We start from the raw sequence: 18,364 nt of genomic DNA, 5'->3' as shown, positions 1-18,364 counted from the left end.
GCAGGAGAAAGCATGACTGCAAATTACATTGCCATTGACTGGGGCTCCAGCCACCTGCGTGCCTGGCGCATAGAGAACGGCGCGTGTGTCGCACAGCAGCAGACGGCACAAGGGGTGAAGTTTGTCGAGCCGGGCAGCCACGATGCCGTATTGATGGCGCTGCTGGCACCGTGGCGGGCATGGATCGAAGCGCGGCAAATTCCGGTACTGATGGCTGGCATGGTCGGCAGTGACAGCGGCTGGCTGGACAGCGGCTATCAAAGGTTGCCGCTGCCGGTGGAGGCGATTGCCGCCGGGTGCATTGCCGTGCCGTCCTCGCTGCGCAGCCCGGTATGGTTACGTCCGGGGCTGGCACTGTGGGACGAGGAGCGTGCCAACGTGATGCGCGGTGAAGAGGTGCAACTGCTGGGGGCGTTGGCCTGCGGGCAGGCCGATATTTATTTGTTCCCCGGCACGCACAGCAAGTGGGTCAAACCCAGTCTTCAGGCCGATGGTGTGCTGATAGAAGATTTCTCTACCGCCATCACCGGTGAGCTGTATCAGTTGTTGTTGCAACATAGCCTGTTGGGCAAAGGTTTGGCGGAGGGCGAGAACGACCCACAGGCGTTTGCCGATGGCGTACAGGCGTCGCTGCGAGGGGAAGATAGCCTGTTGAATCGCCTGTTCTACGCCCGCTCGCGACGGGTACTGGGTTACTTGGCGGCGACCCGCGTGGCGTCCTGGTTATCCGGCGTGTTGATTGGTGAAGAACTGACGCAGCTGGTGCTGCGCTGGCCGCAAAGCGAGAGGCTGGCGCTGGTGGGGGATGCCCCGCTGGTGACGCATTATCTGGCCGCGTGTCATATCGCCGGGAAAAAAGCAGTGGTTATCGAGGCGCATGTCGCCATGTTGAACGGATTCGGGAGGATTTATGCAGCCTTATAAATTACCGCTGGTGGCTATTCTGCGTGGTATTACACCCGCAGAGGTACTGGAGCACGCCAGTGGTCTGCTCGAGGCCGGGTTTGAAATGATCGAAGTGCCCACCAACTCGCCCGACTGGCAGCAAAGCGTGCAGTTGTTGCAACAGCACTACGGTGCGCGAGCGCACATTGGTGCCGGGACGGTGATCGACGACGAAAAGCTGGAGGCGCTGATCGCCAGCGGTGCGCCGCTGATGGTGACACCCAATACCGATCCATTGTTGATCCGCCGAGCCAAAGCCGCGGGATTGATTAGCTGCGTGGGGGCGATGACGCCGAGCGAGGTGTTTGCGGCACTGGCGGCGGGCGCGGATATTGTGAAAATCTTCCCGGCGGGCGCGCTGGGCACAGGCTACATCCGGGCACTGGTGAGCGTGTTGCCGAAAACCACCCAACTTTACGCGGTGGGCGACATCACCCCTGAGAACCTGGCGGACTACCTTGCCGCCGGTTGCACTGGCGCAGGGTTGGGATCCGATCTGTATCGCGCAGGCCAAACGTCGGAGGAAACCCGGCATAAGGCCGGGCGTTTTGCCGCCGCCTGGCGCAGGGCGGTGGAGTAACCCTGCGCCGGACAACGCTTACTTGCTGACGCGATCGTAGTAGACCATGTCGGCATTCAGGCCCTGCTGGTAGCCTTTGACGTTATCGCGCAGCACCACTTCGGTTTTGGCCTGATCGATAAACACATACGGCGAACTGCGCTGCAGCTCCTGCTGCATAGCGGTATACAGCGCGGTACGCTTGGCTGGATCGGCTTCGGCCACCGCTGCCAATGTTTGTTGGCTTAACTGCGGGATCTGCCAGCCATTGAGGCCCGCTACGGTGCTGGTCTTGCCGTCGTTATAGGCAAAGGCACTGGCGTTGGAGTGGGCGTCAAAGTAGTCCGGGATCCACAAACGGATCGCGGCCTGATGCTGGCGAGCGCGTACCCGCGAATAGACCTGGCTGCCGGCGGCCGGCAACAGTTCCAGCTTCACGCCGCCCTCGGCAAAGCTGGCCTGCAACGCCTGAGCGATAGTGATAAACGGCGGCTTGTTCTCCACGTCCAGCGTCAGTGCGGCGTTGGTGATACCGGCCTTGGCCAGGATAGCTTTGGCCCTGGCGGGATCAAAGCTGAACGGGTTGTCTTTCAGCGCCCCCGGCAAGCCGACTGGCAGGAAGCTCTGGTGAACAAAGTACTGGCCTTTCAGCAGATCTTTGGTGATGCCCTGATAGTCGATCAGATAACGCGCCGCCTCCCAGAAGGCCGGGTTTTTCAGCAGCGGGTTGGCAGTGTTGCCGGTGTTGAACACCAGATAGTTTTGCTCGGCGGATGGGATCTCCAGCACCTTCACACCCGGCTGCCCCTTCAGCGCCACGGTTTGGTCCGGGCCAAGCTCGCGTGCCACGTCGGCGTCGCCCTGCTGGATCAACAGGCGACGGGTGGCGGAGTCCGGCACGCTTTTAATGATGATGCTTTTCAGCAGCGGCTTGCTGCCCGGTGAGGTCGGGTTGGCATCCAGCACGATCGCCTGATGCGGCTGGTAAACGCGCATTTTGAACGGTCCACTGCCGGCGGAGTGCATTTTTAACCAGGCGTTGCCGTAGTCGCCGTCTTTGGCGTTGGGCTGCACTGCCTTGCTGTCGACGATCGAGGCGATCGGCGTGGAGAGAATATTCAGCGCCACCGACGGGCTGACGTCAGCCGTCCAGCTCAGCAGCAGGCTATGCTCGTCGATTTTTTTCAGCTGCGCGTCGATGTTATCCGGCTGCCAGCCGAGTACGTTGAGGATAAACGCCGGTGACTTGTTCATCTTCACCGCGCGGCTGTAGGAAAAGATCACGTCATCGGCGGTCAATGGGTTACCGGAGGCAAATACCGCCTGTGGGCGCAGTTTGATGGTCAGGGTTTTGGCTACCGCGTCGCCCTGCCAGCTTTCTGCCAGCACCGGTACCACCTTCGCCGGATCGTCGCGATCCGCCTGTACCAACCGCTGATACAGGCTCGGCACGGTCTGGATACTGGACAGTTCGTTGGCTTCCGCCGGATCGAGGCTGACGATATCGTCCAGCGATTGCACTACCACCAATGTATTGGGCGGCGTGGCGGCCAGCGTGGCGGTGGACAGTGCGGCAAGTATTAACAGTGGCAGGACTTTGGCTTTCATTGATATTTCCCCTGAATGCACCGCGGGCTCCGGTGCCGAGAAGTCTTTGTTATCGTTAGTTTTCGCGGCGTTTCGCCGTCAGCATGCACGGTAGAACCTTTGCCGGTGGCTGACAAAGGTTAATCGGCTATTTGATAGACAAAAAAACTATAAGAGGCCAGAGCGCGAAGCGCCATTTTAAAGGTGCTCCGTTGTTTCGTGGTAGGGGCTCCGCATGCTGCGCCCTATAGGACAATCAATGGGTTAAATCGGGTCGAACATGTTCGACCCCTACATGTTTATCAGCAGTCTGAAAGCCCTGTTCAATACAGGGCTGGTTAGTCATCAAAGACCGGCGTTGCTTTCCAGCAGGTTCAGCAGGCGCTGATGCAACTGGGCAACATAGCGTGTATCGCGCGGCGTTATCCACACCACATTGCTGCTGGCGATCACGCCCAGCACGGCGGGCCAGGCGCAAAGATCGATAATACGCGCCATGGCTTTTGCATAGCCGGAATGCATGTGGATCAGCACAAAATTATCGTTATGCTCGACGTCGATCAGCATGGCTGACAAAGGCTCGCTGATACAAGGGGCCGGGTGGTGCAGCGCATTGAGGGAATAGACTTTTTTCCCCTTGGCATTCTGCACCTTCATGACCCCCAGAATTTTCAACAGGCGAGATACGGTCGACTGGCTAATGCCCTGATAGCCGCTGCGCATCATTTGATGACGGATCTCCTCCTGTGATGAATAACGTTGGCTGACCACCAGTTTGCGGCACAGTGCCAGTTTTCGTTGTTCCTTTGTCCATGAGGTTTCTATTTTATTCGTCATTTTAATACTGCCTTGGTTTGAAAAAGAGCGATAACTCTATATAAATCAATGCAATAAAGTGTGATTAACCGAGGGTGATATGACCGGTCGCAATCATATAAACGGTAATGCAGGCGATAATGACCAAAAAGGTGGCAATTAGTGCTTCATAGCCCTTCAAAAGCCGCTCTGCACGCTGGGTTTTCTTGTGCCACAGGAAGACCAGCAAACCGGGAACGAACAGCAGCGAACTCAGCAACATCTGGCTGCCAGCCGCATAACACAGCCAAAAACCGTAGAGGGTACCAATTAATCCGAGGGCCAGATCGCGGGTGCGCGTCTCCTCTGCCCGGTAGTTTTCTCCGGTGATCGCCAGTTTCAAACCATAGGCGGCGCTGAACAGGTAAGGGGGAAGGATAGCGGCGGTGGCAATAGAGAACAGAGCCTGATAACCGGCACTACAGAACAACGTCAGCAGCAGGAACAGCTGAATCAAACCATTGGTGATCCATAACGACGTTGCCGGTGAACCATTGGCATTGGTTTTGGTGAATATTTTTGGGAACATGCCGTCTTTGGCCGCGACAAACGGCAGTTCTGAGGCGAACAGCGTCCAGGCTAGCAGTGCGCCGGTTACCGACAAAACGACCCCGGCGGCGACCAGGCGTGCGCCCCAAATACCGATCACGGACTCCAACACCCCAGCGGTTGATGGATTTTTTAATCCGCTCAGCGTGGCTTGATCCAGCACGCCCATCGACAGCACGCTGACCAGAATATAAATCACCAGGCAGCCCAGTAACCCAATCACGGTTGCCTTGCCGATATCTGCGCGTTTGGCTGCACGTGAGGAGACCACGGTGGCACCCTCGATGCCGACAAACACCCAGGTGGTAATTAGCATGGTGCCTTTTACCTGTTCAAACAGTGCGGGATGACTGCCGTCGATCACCATCATACGGCCCCAGAAGTCTGCGGTGAAAATGCCGATGCGGAAGGCGATCACCACTGCGGCGATAAATACCAGCAATACCAGTACCTTGACTACCGTCAGCACGGTATTGATCATCGCGGTCTCTTGCACGCCGCGCAACACCAGCGCATGTACCAGCCACAGCACAATGGAGGCACCCAGGATTGACTGCCAGTTATTGCCCAGGCCGAATACCGGGAAGAAGAAACTGAGGGCGCTGAACAGCAGTACCGAATAAGAGACGTTGCCCAGCCAGGCGGCGAACCAGTAACCCCAGGCAGACTGGAAACCTATAAAGTCACCGAACCCGGCGCGGGCATAGCTGTAAATCCCCCCTTCCAACTTTGGACAGCGGGCGCTGAGATTCTGATAAATCAATGCCAGGCAAATCATCCCGACGGCGGTAATGAGCCAGCCGATCAACAGCGCACCGGGTGAGGCTACAGAAGCGAAGTTTTGCGGCAGGCTGAACACGCCGCCACCCACCATAGAACCGATGACCAACGCAATAAGCGCCATCAGTCCCAGTTTTTTTTCAGACATAAGGGCTCCTCCAGCTGCGCAGCGCAGCAGGAAAATAATGATGCAGAGACATGAGGAGACGCGGCGGCAGGGTAACCGCCGCGCCACAAATCAGTCGCCGAGGGTGGCGACCATTACGGCCTTGATGGTGTGCATGCGGTTTTCCGCTTCATCGAACACGATGGAGTGGGAGGATTCGAACACCTCTTCGGTGACTTCCAGCCCTTTCAGACCGTAGGCAAGTTCAATCTCTTTACCTACTTTGGTTTGCTCGTTATGGAAGGCAGGCAGGCAGTGCATAAACTTGACCTGTGGGTTGCCGGTGGCTTTCAGCACCGCCGCATTGATCTGATACGGCTGCATCAGTTTGACGCGCTCAGCCCAGGCTTCCTTGGGTTCCCCCATAGAGACCCAAACGTCGGTATAGAGGAAATCGACACCTTTTACGCCTTCCTCCACCAGTTCGGTCACGGTGATATGGGCGCCGGTCTCGGCAGCAATATCGGCACACTGGGCCAGCAAGGCTTCGTCCGGCCAAAAGGCCTTAGGTGCGACCAGGCGGATATCCATACCCATTTTTGCTGCGCCTACCATCAACGAATTACCCATGTTATTGCGCGCATCCCCAAGGTAGGCGAAGGAGATTTGATGGAGTTTTTTCCCCGGCTTATGCTCCAGCATGGTCATCAAATCCGCCAGAATTTGCGTCGGGTGGAATTCGTCGGTCAGGCCATTCCATACCGGGACCCCGGCAAATTCCGCCAGTTCTTCGACAATCGCCTGGCCGAAGCCGCGGTATTCGATGCCGTCATACATGCGGCCCAGCACCCGGGCGGTGTCTTTCATCGACTCCTTAATGCCAATCTGGGAACCGGTAGGGCCGAGATAGGTGACCCGGGCACCCTGATCGAATGCGGCCACCTCAAACGAGCAGCGGGTGCGGGTAGAGGTTTTTTCGAAAATCAGCGCGATGTTTTTACCGCACAGGCGTTGTTTTTCTGCTTTTCCGTATTTGGCTTTTTTCAGCGCGAAGGCCAAATCGATCAGGTGTTGGATCTCATCGGGACGGAAATCCAGCAGCTTCAGAAAATGGCGATGACGTAAGTTGATGCTCATAAGGTTTCCCCTCTCTATTCAATGTGTTGGAGTAATTAATGTGCCTTGCTCGCCGGTCAGAATGCGGGTGGCATCTTGCAGTGCGCCAATGCCGGCAATGCCGTGGCGAGAGCGCACAAAATGGCTAGCAGCCGAGACTTTTGGCCCCATAGATCCGGCGTCAAAGGTGATGTCGGCCAGATCGTTCGGCGTTACCTTACTCAGCGCTCGCTGCTGTTGGGTGCCCCAGTCGAGATACACGGCATCGGCATCGGTCAGGATCAACAGAGCGTCGGCGTTGATTTGTTCCGCCAGGAAGGCAGCGGACAGATCTTTGTCGATCACGGCTTCAATCCCCTGTAATTTGCCTTCCTGCCGCAGCACCGGAATGCCGCCGCCGCCGGCGCAGACCACCAGATGTCCCTGGGCAATCAGTGCGTTAATCGCGGCGGTTTCAATGATGTTGAGTGGTTTGGGTGAAGGCACCACGCGGCGGAAATACTTGCCGTCCGGTTTGATTGTCCAACCTTTATCCAGGCTTAGCGCCAGCGCGGTGTCCTGGTCGTAGACCGGCCCGATATATTTGCTGGGGTTGCCGAAGGCGCTGTCGTCAGGGTCAACCTCAACCTGGGTGAGCAACGCACTGACTTGTTGTTCCGGCAGACAGTTCTTCAACTCCTGCACCAGCAGATAACCGATCATGCCCTGGCTTTCTGCACCCAATACGTCAAGCGGGTAAGGCGCAACCTGCGGGTAGGCGCTGTTTTGCAGCGCCAGTAATCCGACTTGCGGGCCGTTGCCGTGCACCAGTACCACGTTCCAGTCCTTGGTCAGCGCAGCGATTTGGCGGCTGGCGAGCAAGACGTTGCGGCGTTGGATATCCGCCTCAAGCGGTTCTCCACGGCGCAGCAGGGCGTTCCCACCCAGGGCAATCACCACAGTAGGTTTAGTCATGATGTTTTTATTCCGTCGGGGGTTAGATAGCGTCGCGTTCCAGCGGGCAGCTCATGCAGCGGGCGCCGCCGCGGCCACGGCCCAGTTCATCGCCGGGGATCGGCAGTACGGTGATGCCGGCCTTGTCGTATTTTTCGTTGGTCCAGGTGTTGCGCTCGTAACCGACAACCACGCCAGGGCGGATAGTGAGGACGTTATTGGCATCGTTCCATTGTTCACGCTCGGCTTCGAAGCTGTCGCCCCCGGTGGTGATGAGCTGCACCTGAGTAATACCCAGGGCGCGTTCAATCGCGGTCAGGAAGTGTTTCTCCTGCTGGCGATGCAGGCCGCCTTTCCCGTCTGGCGTTAGCGTCCAGCACTGCGATTCTTTACGTACCACCTCCGGATAGACCGAGAAGGTATCCAGGTTGATGTGGGTCATAACGGTATCCAGGTGCATACAGGAACGGTGTTTAGGTAATTCCAATGCGATGACCCGCTCTGCCTGATGGGATTGGAACAGTGCCTGCGCCAGAAATTCCACTCCCTGTGGCGTAGTACGCTCTGACATACCGATTAATACCGCACCGCGGCCAATAACCAGGACGTCCCCCCCTTCCAGCGTGGCGTGATCATAATTGCGTTCTTCGTTGCCAAAATAAGTGGTGAAATCACCTTTGGAAAAATAAGGATGCCATTTATAAATGGCGCGCAGATTATTTGTCTCACGCTGTCGTGCCGGTTTTGCCATGGGGTTAATCGACACACCGTTATATATCCAGCATGAGGTATCGCGAGTGAATAAATGGTTCGGCAGTGGCTTCATAATAAAGTCAGTGCCCTGATGGGTATCGACCACCATATTACTGAAGCTGGCAGGGATCTCAGCATATGTCAGGCCACCCGTCATATGGCGGGCAAGTTGAAGATCGGACAAGTCGCCCAACCAGCCACGAATATCGGCCGCCAGTGACGGCCCAAGCCGGAAATCAGAGACCTGTGTTGACAGCAGCCATTGCTTGGCGGCGGGAATACCCATGGTTTCTTTCAGTAGATCGGTAAGCAGTAATACTTCGACATTCTGATCTCTTAGCGTTTTGGAGAATATATCGTGGTCAGCGCCTGCTCGTTCGACGGATAACACGTCATCAAATAATAGTTCATGACAATTAGATGGCGTTAATCTTTTCAAGCTTAAATTAGGACGATGAAGCATAACGCTGCGCAGTTGGCCTATTTCAGACCCTACATAGTTCTTATTCATTTCATTCCCTATTTTCAGATTTGAGTAACATCGAACGAAAAGAAATAAAGAGGTTATTTCCTTTCATAAGGATGGGTACCGTTGCGTTGCGGAGAATAATAAACTTTGCCTTGGGGTGTTTTGTGATGGAGATCACGTAATAAATGGACGGGAAATGAAACAAGCTATGAATTGATTGGTGTCATTGTTTTGTTTGTAAATCTATTATTCAGAATGAATTAATACTCGCGCCTCGTGTTAATTATCCAGTAATAAAGAGGTTTGTGCGGGTTTTAGTTCAATGTGCTTTATTCTAACTTATTGTTTTTGTTTTCTTTGTGCCGATGGTTAGCGTAATTATTCACTAAGTTGTCATTTATATTCTTATCAATCCGTGATTTTTTGAATTTTTATTCCTATTGACGGTAAAACGGCGTTTTTTATTTTTGTGATACGGTCGGTTTATCTTTTTTTTATGCTGAATAAACACATTATTAGCACCAAGGTATGTTCCGGCCAGAATGGGGTTATGCGTGCTTGTTGCATAAAAATCCACTGAACGGAGAAAGAAGGCGGAATAATTAGTCGGGAAGGTGATGGGCGGGTTAAGAACCCGCCCGTAATATCTGGCTGGTGGGGTTAAAGCGTTTCGCTCAGGGTGGCGACCATCACCGCCTTGATGGTGTGCAGGCGGTTTTCTGCCTGATCGAATACCACGCTGTGCGCCGATTCGAACACTTCATCGGTGACTTCCATGCCGCCGTGCAGCCCGTATTGTTCCGCCATCTGCTTGCCGAGGGTGGTTTGGTCATCGTGAAATGCCGGCAGGCAGTGCAGGAACTTGACGTTCGGGTTACCGGTCAGTTTCACCATCGCCATATTGACCTGATAGGGTTTCAGCAGCCCGATACGCTCATGCCAGGTTTCTTTCGGCTCACCCATCGACACCCAGACGTCGGTGTACAGGAAGTCCGCGTCTTTCACCCCTTCGGCAATGTCTTCGGTCAGGGTGATCTTGGCACCGGTCTGTTTCGCCAGTGCCTGGCACTCCGCGACCAGCTCCGGCTGCGGCCAGCAGGCCTTCGGTGCGACCAGACGCAGATCCATCCCGGCCAGCGCGGCGGCTTCCAGCAGAGTGTTGCCCATATTGTTGCGGGTGTCGCCGAGGTAAGCGAATTTCACCTCGTTCAGCGGCTTGCCCGGCAGGTGTTCCTGCACCGTGAGCAGGTCCGCCAGCAACTGCGTCGGGTGGAACTCGTTGGTCAGTCCGTTCCACACCGGCACGCCGGCATGTTGGGCCAGGGTTTCCACCAGATGCTGGCCGTAACCCCGATACTGAATACCGTCATACATCCGACCCAGCACGCGGGCGGTGTCTTTCATCGACTCTTTATGGCCGATCTGGCTGCCGCTCGGGCCGAGATAGGTGACCTGAGCACCCTGATCGAATGCGGCAACTTCGAAAGAGCATCGGGTACGGGTCGAGTCTTTTTCGAAGATGAGCGCGATGTTTTTGCCCTGCAGGTGGCGCGTTTCCTTGCCTTGCTGCTTGGCCAGCTTCAAATCGGCCGACAGTTTCAGCAGCGCTTGCAGTTGTGCCGGGGTGAAATCCATTAATCTCAGGAAGTGACGTTTGTAGAACGGGTTTATGCTACTCATTGCCGTATATCCTTACCGTTTAAATTGAATTTAAATTCACTTTATATGTATGAATATTCAATTTCAACCCCGCAATGGAAATCTTTCACGTTTATCGTGGAAGCAATGCCGACGGTGTGTGAAAATAGGCGCAATACAGGCCATTTGACTTGAGGATATAGGCATGGCAAACAGCGAACAGCTAGACGAACAACGTGAAGAGACCCGCCTGATCATCGAAGAACTGCTGGAAGACGGCAGCGATCCAGAGGCGCTCTACACCATTGAACACCATCTCTCTGCCGAGAAGTTTGAAGTGCTGGAGAAAGCTGCTGTCGAAGCCTTCAAGTTAGGCTTTGAAGTGACCGACGCCGAAGAGCTGGAAGTGGAAGACGGTACCCTGGTGATGTGCTGTGACGTGATCAGCGAAGTGGGTCTGAACGCCGAAGTGATCGACGCTCAGGTTGAGCAGTTGGTGGCGCTGGCGGCACGTTGTGGCGTTAACTACGACGGCTGGGGCACCTACTTTGAAGATCCGAACGGCGAAGAAGGCGACGATGAAGAAGAAGAAGGTGACTTCATCGACGAAGACGACGACGGTAAACGCCATTAATAAACGCTGTGGGCCGGCGCTAGCCGGCCCTCTGATAAGAGCCGATGAAATACCAATCCCTGTTAGCCCCGATTTTAAACTTCCTGCACTGTGAAACTCCAGACGCCTGGATTGACGCCGCGCGTCGCCCGGAAAACCTGCCGTTGCTGCTGACCGACCATATGGTGTGTGAGCTAAAAGCCGCGCAGACCGGCATGTGGCTGATCCGCCGCTACGTGGCGGACAAGGAGAGCGGTGATGCGCTGCTGGCCCTGCTCAGGCCTTACGAGGCGTTTCTGCATGAAGCGCAGGGCGTGCCGGAAGCGCTGTTCAAGCAAAACAATTTCACCCGCAAGATCCTGCCGAAAAACGGCTCGGCCTATGGTCAGGATCTGGCAGATAAAATGGTGCTGCTGATCAAAGAAGAACTGCATCATTTCTCGCAGGTACTGGAGATCATGCTGGCACGGCAGATCCCGTATAAGAAAATCACTGCCAGCCGCTATGCCAAAGGCATGATCCGTGAGATCCGCACCCACGATCCGGTCACGCTGATTGATAAACTGATTTGCGGTGCTTATATAGAAGCGCGCTCCTGCGAACGTTTCGCCCGGTTGGCACCGCACCTGGACGACGAGCTAAACCGCTTCTATGTTTCGCTGCTGCGCTCCGAAGCGCGCCACTACCAGGACTACCTGACATTGGCCGAACAGATTGCCGGTGGCGATATCAGCGAGCGAGTGGCCCACTTTGGCCGTATCGAAGCGGCGCTGATCCAAACCCCGGACAGCGAGTTCCGCTTCCACAGCGGCGTGCCCGTCACCGCCTGATTGCCGGGCACCCGTGAATGATGTTATTCCGGCGCGCCCAGCAACAAATCCACCGCTTTTTCCGCCAGCATGATGGTCGGCGCATTGGTATTGCCGCTGGTCACCTGTGGCATCACCGAGCAGTCGATCACCCGCAGCCGTTCAAAACCGTGCACCCGCAGTTGTAAATCCGTCACCGAGTCCTGCGGGGATTGTCCCATGCGACAGCTGCCCACCGGGTGATATACCGTTTTGCAGAAGTTGCGCACGAACTCTTCCAGTTGCGCCTCATCGTTCAGCCAAGCGGGTTGTGGCATCAGCAGATCTTTGATAATCGGTTTGAGAGCGGCGGTTTGCAGGAAACGCAGGCCGAACTTCACCGCGCGCACGCTGCCGGCCAGATCTTCCGGGTGGCCGAGGTAGTTGGCATGCAGTTTCACCGGATCCTTGGGATCGCGACTGCGCAGCAACACTTCACCGCGGGCCTTCGGCTGCAGATAACCGACCTTGAGCGTGAACCCGTGGATATTGGGCAGCGGTTCACCGGGCACGTCATCCCAGCTGTCGAGCAGCGGCAGGAAGTGGATTTGTACGTCTGGCCTGCCGTCACCCAGGCTGTCGGTGAAAGCGGCGCCTTCCAGCACGTTTGAACTCAGTACGCCACTGCGGAATGCCAGCCATTCGGTGCCGTGACGCAGCGCCTGCAGGCCGCGATCGGCGCCGTACAGGCTAATCGGCTCGCGGGTACTGACGTTGATCGACATATGCAGGTGATCGTGGAAGTTCTTGCCCACCGGCAGATCCGCCAGCGGTTCGATACCCAACTGTTGCAGATGTTCGCGTGGCCCGATGCCGGACAGCATCAGGATCTTCGGCGATCCTACCGCCCCGGCGCTGAGGATCACTTCCTGCGTGGCATGGGCAGTGACTTCGGCACCGCCGTTTTGGCTATACACCACGCCGGTGGCGACGTTGTTATCGAACACCACCCGGTGCACCAGCGCATTCAGTTTCACCACCAGTCGCTGTTCGTTTCGCACCGCTTTCAGGTAAGTGCGTGCGGTGCTGGCGCGTTCGCCATTGTGGGTGGTGGTTTGGTAGAAACCGACGCCGTGCTGGCTGTCGCCGTTGAAATCGTTGCGGTAGGGGAGATCCAGCTCCTGACCGGCGCGGATAAACGCCATGCTGAGCGGGTGACGATAGCGGTTCTCGCTGACCGGCAGCAGACCCTCACCGCCGTGATAGGTATCCGACAGGCTTTCGTTGGCCTCGGCGCGTTTGAAGTAGGGCAGCACGTCCTGATAACCCCAGCCGACGCAGCCGTAGCGGTCGGCCCACTCGTCGTAATCCTGCCGTTGGCCGCGGATGTAGATCATGCCGTTGACCGAACTGCTGCCGCCCAGCACCTTACCCTGGGCTATCTGCATGCGGCGGTTATTGGCATGCGGCTCCGGCTCGGTTTCATACGGCCAGCTTTTTTTGGCGATGATCTTCGCCACGCCGGCCGGCATCTTGATGAACAGGTTATTGTCGTCGCCACCGGCTTCCAGCAGTAGCACCCGTGCCTGAGTGCGACGGATCAACTGCGCTGCCAGTACGCAGCCGGCGGACCCTGCGCCAACAATGATGTAATCAAAAGCGTTTTCCGACATGACTGCTCCCTGTGCGATTGCGGCATGAGCCTGTATTGGCAGAGTATCGCAAGCGGGTGGCAGGTCAATTTTAATTCATTAATTTGTTAATGAATATCACAAAAAACATTTGTGAATTTTATTATATATATGATTTTTATGGATAAAAATAACATAACGATATTAATATTTTGTTGGTTTTTTTGAAGGGCATGGGATGGTGAGAGAAATCGGGGGGTTATAAATATCCGGCACATTGTTTCTTAAAGGAATATTAAATATGAGACTTATCCGATCTGGAAAGAGGGTGTCAGAGTAAAAAAGCTGCTATATGATGGCGAAACCTGTTATTGGATAAGATATTAAGAAATATGGAAATTTCGATTAATAAATCTAATTATTTAAAAGGGATTGCCATCATTCTGATGTTAATCCACCACCTGTTTGCCTACCCGAGCCGTATTAGTCCGGACATCCCGGTTTATCATATGGTTAACAGCGTCGATATTGAGATGTTTGTTGGTCTGTTCGGCAAGATTTGCGTGTCGATGTTCCTGTTTCTCTCCGGTTACGGATTCTCGCTGAAAAAAGAAGTCTCGTTTAAATATATCTGGGGCAAGCTGAAAAACTTATATATCAGCTACTGGATAGTGCTGTTTATCTTTGTGCCGATCGGCATCATCTTCTTTCCGGGCGAAAGATATTCCCTGTCGCCGTCGCTGTTTTTCGAAAACCTGATTGGCATTAAATCCACTTATAACAGCGAGTGGTGGTTCTTTAAACTCTATGTTTTGTACGTGCTCTCTTTGCCACTGTTATCGCGCTTGAATATCGGCCCATTGCTGGGGCTGCTGTTTTTGGCGGCGCTGTGTGGCAAGGGGTTGCAGTATGTCGCCGGGGCGCCAGAAGTGTTGATCGAATATTGCACCTGGCTGCTGCCGTTTGGCTTTGGCATGGTGTTTGGCCGCAGCCAGAAAATGCCACCGAACTCGTGGCTGGTGAAACTGATCACCACCCTGAGCCGCACCCATCCGCTGATCTTGCTGATGGTGACGGTGGCCGTGTTTATTGTCGCCCATAACCCGGGGCTGCTGCTGGTGACACCGTTGTTTATTATCGCGCTGATGAAAACCGCCGATGGGCTGGGCAGTACGGTGAACCGGGTGGTGAGCGAACTGGGCAAGCATTCGCTGTACATGTGGCTGACCCACAGTTTTTATTGCTATTACTTCACTCAAAAGCTGATCTTTGCGCCGCGCTATACGCCACTGATCCTGCTGTTGTTAATTGCCGTGTCGTACCTGACCAGCCTGGTGCTGAGCCGGATTGAGTTGGCTATCAAGGGCGGGGTGACGGGGAAAGAACAGAAGGCGGGGTGAGGGCGTAGGGGCGCTGCATGCTGCGCCCGTGATTACCGCGGGCGCAGTAGCAAGATTACAGCGTCTTCAGCATGGTGACTTCGCAGTCGACATGCCCGGTGGTGCCCATCGCCTGGTCGATATGCTCAAAGCCCAGATGCTCATACAGGCCGATGGCCTGCGTCAGGCTGGCGGTGGTTTCTAAATAACAACAGCGGAAGCCCTGTTGACGGGCGAACTCCAGTGCCTGCAGCGCCAGGCGTTTTGCCAGGCCCTGGCCGCGTAAAACCGGCAGGAAATACATTTTCTGTAATTCGCAAATATCGTCTTCACCGCCCTGCAGCGGCGCAACACCGCCACCCCCGGCAATCTTGCCATCGACTTCTATCACCCAGTAAGCGCTGCGTGGCAGGCTGTAGAGCTGATACAAGACGTCCAGATTGGGGTCGGAAACGGTATAGCCTTTGTCCGCTGTCAAACCGTGCTCGGCGGAGACTTCGCGAATGACATTAGCAATAGCGGCATTATCATCAGCCGTTATTGGGCGCACCAGAAGACGTACTGGGGTTGCTGTTGTCATATTTACACTCGCCATAAGAAGAACCTTAGTGGTTCCGAAATTTCATTTTTGTTGCAGACAAAAACGCGCCGGAGTTTTATCCCGGCGGCGTCCATGCAGCATTAATATCTTGTAATAACATCTTAAGCGGGCCAGATGCAACGGCAATAAAAAAAACAGCGGGGAAGTCCCCGCTGTTTTTAACAGTTGCAGCGAACCGACAGATTACAGCGCGGCGATGGTCGCCTGCTGTTCCTGCAGCTTCACTTTGCCTTCTTTGCAGGCCGTCAGACGTTCGCGCTCTTTGGCGACCACGGCTTCTGGCGCACGCGCCACAAAGCCTTCGTTAGACAGCTTGCCTTCGATCGACGCGATTTCCGCATCCAGCTTGCCCATCTCTTTCGACAGACGCGCGATCTCGGCGTCTTTATCGATAAAGCCGGCCATAGGGATCAGCAACTCGGCACCGTCCACCAGTTTGGTGACCGACAACGGGCCTTTGTCACCGGCAGGCAGCAGGGCGATCGACTCCAGACGCGCCAGACGCTGGATAAAGCTTTGGTTCTCCTGCACGCGGCGCTCAGCGTCGGGGTTGCAGTTGCGCAGCAACACTTCCAGCAGTTTGCTTGGTGCAATGTTCATCTCGGCACGAATATTACGTACCGCGGTGATCGCCTGCTTGATCCACTCCAGGTCGTTCAGCGCTTGCGTATCTTCCAGCGCGGCGTCGTACTCTGGGAACGGCTGCAGCATGATGGTGTCTGCGGTTTCGCCGGTCAGGGTTTTCACGCGCTGCCAGATGGTTTCGGTAATGAACGGGATCACCGGGTGCGCCAGGCGCAGCAGGGCTTCCAGCACGGTGATCAGCGTATGGCGGGTGCCGCGCTGTTCCGCTTCGCTGCCGTTGCTCACGACCGGCTTGGTCAGCTCCAGATACCAGTCACAGAACTGGTTCCAGGTGAATTCGTACAGAATGTTGGCGGCCAGATCGAAGCGGTAGGTATCCAGCGCTTCGCGGTAAGCTTTCACCGTACGGTTGAATTCAGCCAGGATCCAGCGATCCGCCAGCGACAGCACTTTCTCGCCGCCGTTGAAGCCACAGTCCTGGCCTTCGGCGTTCATCAGCACAAAGCGGCTGGCGTTCCACAGCTTGTTACAGAAGTTGCGGTAGCCTTCCAGGCGCTTCATGTCCCAGTTAATGTCACGGCCGGTAGAAGCCAGTGCCGCCAGGGTGAAGCGCAGGGCGTCGGTGCCATGCGGTTCGATACCGTTCGGGAACTGCTTCTCGGTGCGCTTGCGAATTTTCTCCGCCAGCTGCGGCTGCATCATGTTACCGGTGCGTTTTTCCAGCAGGTCTTCCAGCGAGATGCCGTCAACCATGTCCAGCGGGTCGATCACGTTACCTTTCGACTTGGACATCTTCTGCCCTTCGTCGTCGCGGATCAGACCGGTCATGTAGACGGTTTTGAACGGAACCTGCGGTTTGCCGTTTTCATCCTTCATAAAGTGCATGGTCAGCATGATCATGCGCGCAATCCAGAAGAAAATGATGTCGAAGCCACTGACCATCACGCTGGTCGGGTGGAAGGTTTTCAGCGCGTCGGTCTGCTCTGGCCAGCCCAGGGTAGAGAAGGTCCACAGGCCGGAAGAGAACCAGGTGTCCAGCACGTCTTCGTCCTGGTTCAGCACCACTTCTGGGCCCAGGTTGTTCTCGCTACGCACTTCTTCTTCGTTGCGGCCAACATAGACTTTGCCGTTCACGTCGTACCAGGCCGGGATACGGTGACCCCACCACAGCTGACGCGAGATACACCAGTCCTGAATGTCACGCATCCAGCTGAAGTACATGTTTTCGTACTGCTTCGGCACGAACTGGATCTCACCTTGCTCAACCGCTTCCACCGCCACTTTCGCCAGCGGGGCAGTACGCACGTACCATTGGTCGGTCAGCATAGGTTCGATCACCACGCCGCCGCGATCGCCGTAAGGCACCGTCAGGTCGTGCGGTTTGATCTCTTCCAGCAGGCCCAACTCTTCAAAGGCGGCTACCACGGCTTTACGCGCCGCGAAACGCTCCAGGCCACGGAACTGGGCTGGGATTTCGTTGCAGTAGTCGGTGCAGATTTCGCCGAGGGTGTTGAACACTTCCGCTTCCTGACGGATATCACCGTCGAAAGTCAGGATGTTAATCATCGTCAGGCCGTGACGTTTACCGACTTCGTAGTCGTTAAAGTCGTGCGCCGGGGTGATTTTCACGCAGCCGGTGCCTTTTTCCATATCGGCGTGTTCGTCACTGACGATGCGGATGCGGCGGCCAACCAGCGGCAGAATGATTTCTTTGCCGATTAAATCTTTGTAGCGCGGATCTTCCGGGTTCACGGCCACGCCGGTATCACCGAGCACGGTTTCCGGACGGGTAGTGGCGACCACCAGGTAATCTTTGCCTTCGGCAGTTTTAGCGCCGTCGGCCAGCGGGTAGCGCAGGTGCCACATGGAGCCTTTGGACTCGCGGTTTTCCACTTCCAGATCGGAGATGGCGGTGCGCAGTTTTGGATCCCAGTTCACCAGGCGCTTGCCACGGTAGATCAGATCTTCTTTGTGCAGGCGGACAAACACTTCGCGTACCGCGTTGGACAGGCCTTCGTCCATGGTGAAGCGCTCGCGCTCCCAGTCCACGGAGTTGCCCAGACGGCGCATCTGACGGGTGATGGTGCCGCCGGATTCTGCCTTCCACTGCCAGATTTTGTCGATGAACGCATCGCGGCCATAGTCATGGCGGGTTTTGTTTTCTTCTGCGGCGATCTTGCGCTCAACCACCATCTGGGTAGCAATACCGGCATGGTCGGTACCGGCCTGCCACAGGGTGTTTTTACCCTGCATGCGCTGGTAGCGGATCATGGTGTCCATGATGGTCTGCTGGAAGGCGTGCCCCATGTGCAGGCTGCCGGTGACGTTCGGCGGCGGGATCATGATGCAGAAGCTTTCCTGGCTGGTATCGCCATTGGGCTTGAAGTAACCCTGGTTTTCCCAGTGATCGTACAGCTTCTGTTCGATCTCTTTCGGGTCGTAGGCGGTATCGAGGTGACTGTTTGTCTTTTCCATTT

15 protein-coding genes are annotated in these 18,364 nt (G+C 55.6%); 5 read left to right on the top strand and 10 right to left on the bottom strand.

The annotated features are described in order from the left end of the window. Positions 1-12: 12 nt before the first annotated feature. Together OC597_RS13355 and OC597_RS13350 are read left to right on the top strand one after the other, a co-directional pair. Entirely contained in the window at positions 13-924 is a 912-nt protein-coding gene (locus tag OC597_RS13355) for a 2-dehydro-3-deoxygalactonokinase (RefSeq protein WP_262209060.1), read from the top strand. Continuing rightward, positions 911-1,525, top strand: coding sequence for a 2-dehydro-3-deoxy-6-phosphogalactonate aldolase (locus tag OC597_RS13350; RefSeq protein WP_262209059.1), 615 nt, complete (start codon positions 911-913; stop codon positions 1,523-1,525). Before OC597_RS13355 ends, OC597_RS13350 begins: the two co-directional genes overlap by 14 nt. 18 nt (positions 1,526-1,543) lie before the next feature. Here the strand turns inward: OC597_RS13350 and OC597_RS13345 are convergent, their stop codons facing one another. From OC597_RS13345 to argF (OC597_RS13315), 7 genes are all read right to left on the bottom strand, one after another. Beyond that, positions 1,544-3,112: an ABC transporter substrate-binding protein gene (locus tag OC597_RS13345; RefSeq protein WP_262209057.1), complete on the bottom strand. Its 1,569-nt coding sequence runs from the start codon at positions 3,110-3,112 to the stop codon at positions 1,544-1,546. A gap of 324 nt (positions 3,113-3,436) precedes the next feature. Beyond that, on the bottom strand, positions 3,437-3,928 hold the full coding sequence (locus OC597_RS13340; RefSeq protein WP_262209055.1) for an arginine repressor: 492 nt from the start codon (positions 3,926-3,928) through the stop codon (positions 3,437-3,439). Between the two features lie 64 nt (positions 3,929-3,992). Next, on the bottom strand, positions 3,993-5,423 hold the full coding sequence (gene arcD, locus OC597_RS13335) for an arginine-ornithine antiporter (RefSeq protein WP_261257014.1): 1,431 nt from the start codon (positions 5,421-5,423) through the stop codon (positions 3,993-3,995). Positions 5,424-5,513: 90 nt separating this feature from the next. After that, positions 5,514-6,518, bottom strand: coding sequence for an ornithine carbamoyltransferase (gene argF, locus OC597_RS13330; RefSeq protein ID WP_262209053.1), 1,005 nt, complete (start codon positions 6,516-6,518; stop codon positions 5,514-5,516). 18 nt (positions 6,519-6,536) lie between these two features. Then, positions 6,537-7,454 (bottom strand): carbamate kinase, encoded by a 918-nt coding sequence (gene arcC / locus OC597_RS13325; protein WP_455872215.1) that lies wholly within the window; start codon positions 7,452-7,454, stop codon positions 6,537-6,539. A gap of 19 nt (positions 7,455-7,473) precedes the next feature. Then, positions 7,474-8,694 (bottom strand): arginine deiminase, encoded by a 1,221-nt coding sequence (arcA, locus tag OC597_RS13320; RefSeq protein WP_261257020.1) that lies wholly within the window; start codon positions 8,692-8,694, stop codon positions 7,474-7,476. Between the two features lie 618 nt (positions 8,695-9,312). Then, on the bottom strand, positions 9,313-10,332 hold the full coding sequence (gene argF / locus OC597_RS13315) for an ornithine carbamoyltransferase (RefSeq protein ID WP_261257022.1): 1,020 nt from the start codon (positions 10,330-10,332) through the stop codon (positions 9,313-9,315). Positions 10,333-10,495: 163 nt separating this feature from the next. Between argF (OC597_RS13315) and rraB the strand changes: the two genes are divergently transcribed. Both rraB and miaE read left to right on the top strand, forming a co-directional pair. Then, positions 10,496-10,924 carry a ribonuclease E inhibitor RraB gene (gene rraB / locus OC597_RS13310; protein ID WP_099065051.1) on the top strand — a complete coding sequence of 143 codons (429 nt, stop codon included), beginning with the start codon at positions 10,496-10,498 and terminating at the stop codon, positions 10,922-10,924. A 44-nt stretch (positions 10,925-10,968) separates the two neighbouring features. Next, positions 10,969-11,733: a tRNA isopentenyl-2-thiomethyl-A-37 hydroxylase MiaE gene (gene miaE / locus OC597_RS13305; RefSeq protein WP_085119538.1), complete on the top strand. Its 765-nt coding sequence runs from the start codon at positions 10,969-10,971 to the stop codon at positions 11,731-11,733. A gap of 23 nt (positions 11,734-11,756) precedes the next feature. Here miaE and OC597_RS13300 read toward each other — a convergent pair whose 3' ends face one another. Continuing rightward, a complete protein-coding gene (locus OC597_RS13300; RefSeq protein WP_261285497.1) occupies positions 11,757-13,364 on the bottom strand; it encodes a GMC family oxidoreductase in 1,608 nt (535 codons plus the stop codon). A gap of 350 nt (positions 13,365-13,714) precedes the next feature. Between OC597_RS13300 and OC597_RS13295 the strand changes: the two genes are divergently transcribed. Continuing rightward, positions 13,715-14,722 (top strand): acyltransferase family protein, encoded by a 1,008-nt coding sequence (locus OC597_RS13295; RefSeq protein WP_262209047.1) that lies wholly within the window; start codon positions 13,715-13,717, stop codon positions 14,720-14,722. Positions 14,723-14,777: 55 nt separating this feature from the next. Here the strand turns inward: OC597_RS13295 and OC597_RS13290 are convergent, their stop codons facing one another. Continuing rightward, on the bottom strand, positions 14,778-15,281 hold the full coding sequence (locus tag OC597_RS13290; protein ID WP_099065048.1) for a GNAT family N-acetyltransferase: 504 nt from the start codon (positions 15,279-15,281) through the stop codon (positions 14,778-14,780). Between the two features lie 204 nt (positions 15,282-15,485). Beyond that, the gene (locus OC597_RS13285; protein WP_262209044.1) at positions 15,486-18,362 is read right to left on the bottom strand and encodes a valine--tRNA ligase; all 2,877 of its coding nucleotides are present in this window, start codon (positions 18,360-18,362) and stop codon (positions 15,486-15,488) included. Positions 18,363-18,364 lie beyond the last annotated feature (2 nt).

Source organism: Serratia proteamaculans (assembly GCF_946227095.1).
In the GTDB taxonomy this organism is placed as follows: Bacteria; Pseudomonadota; Gammaproteobacteria; order Enterobacterales; family Enterobacteriaceae; genus Serratia; species Serratia proteamaculans_E.
This window is presented reverse-complemented; position numbering and strand designations above follow the sequence as displayed.

What these genes read in the sequence shown, in the direction of transcription:
- OC597_RS13350 (WP_262209059.1), top strand. Translation starts at nt 911, where the DNA reads ATGCAGCCTTATAAATTACCGCTGGTGGCTATTCTGCGTGGTATTACA.
- OC597_RS13290 (WP_099065048.1), bottom strand. Translation starts at nt 15,281, where the DNA reads ATGACAACAGCAACCCCAGTACGTCTTCTGGTGCGCCCAATAACGGCT.
- arcD (WP_261257014.1), bottom strand. Translation starts at nt 5,423, where the DNA reads ATGTCTGAAAAAAAACTGGGACTGATGGCGCTTATTGCGTTGGTCATC.
- argF (WP_261257022.1), bottom strand. Translation starts at nt 10,332, where the DNA reads ATGAGTAGCATAAACCCGTTCTACAAACGTCACTTCCTGAGATTAATG.
- argF (WP_262209053.1), bottom strand. Translation starts at nt 6,518, where the DNA reads ATGAGCATCAACTTACGTCATCGCCATTTTCTGAAGCTGCTGGATTTC.
- OC597_RS13345 (WP_262209057.1), bottom strand. Translation starts at nt 3,112, where the DNA reads ATGAAAGCCAAAGTCCTGCCACTGTTAATACTTGCCGCACTGTCCACC.
- OC597_RS13285 (WP_262209044.1), bottom strand. Translation starts at nt 18,362, where the DNA reads ATGGAAAAGACAAACAGTCACCTCGATACCGCCTACGACCCGAAAGAG.
- OC597_RS13340 (WP_262209055.1), bottom strand. Translation starts at nt 3,928, where the DNA reads ATGACGAATAAAATAGAAACCTCATGGACAAAGGAACAACGAAAACTG.
- arcA (WP_261257020.1), bottom strand. Translation starts at nt 8,694, where the DNA reads ATGAATAAGAACTATGTAGGGTCTGAAATAGGCCAACTGCGCAGCGTT.
- rraB (WP_099065051.1), top strand. Translation starts at nt 10,496, where the DNA reads ATGGCAAACAGCGAACAGCTAGACGAACAACGTGAAGAGACCCGCCTG.
- OC597_RS13355 (WP_262209060.1), top strand. Translation starts at nt 13, where the DNA reads ATGACTGCAAATTACATTGCCATTGACTGGGGCTCCAGCCACCTGCGT.
- miaE (WP_085119538.1), top strand. Translation starts at nt 10,969, where the DNA reads ATGAAATACCAATCCCTGTTAGCCCCGATTTTAAACTTCCTGCACTGT.
- OC597_RS13300 (WP_261285497.1), bottom strand. Translation starts at nt 13,364, where the DNA reads ATGTCGGAAAACGCTTTTGATTACATCATTGTTGGCGCAGGGTCCGCC.
- OC597_RS13295 (WP_262209047.1), top strand. Translation starts at nt 13,715, where the DNA reads ATGGAAATTTCGATTAATAAATCTAATTATTTAAAAGGGATTGCCATC.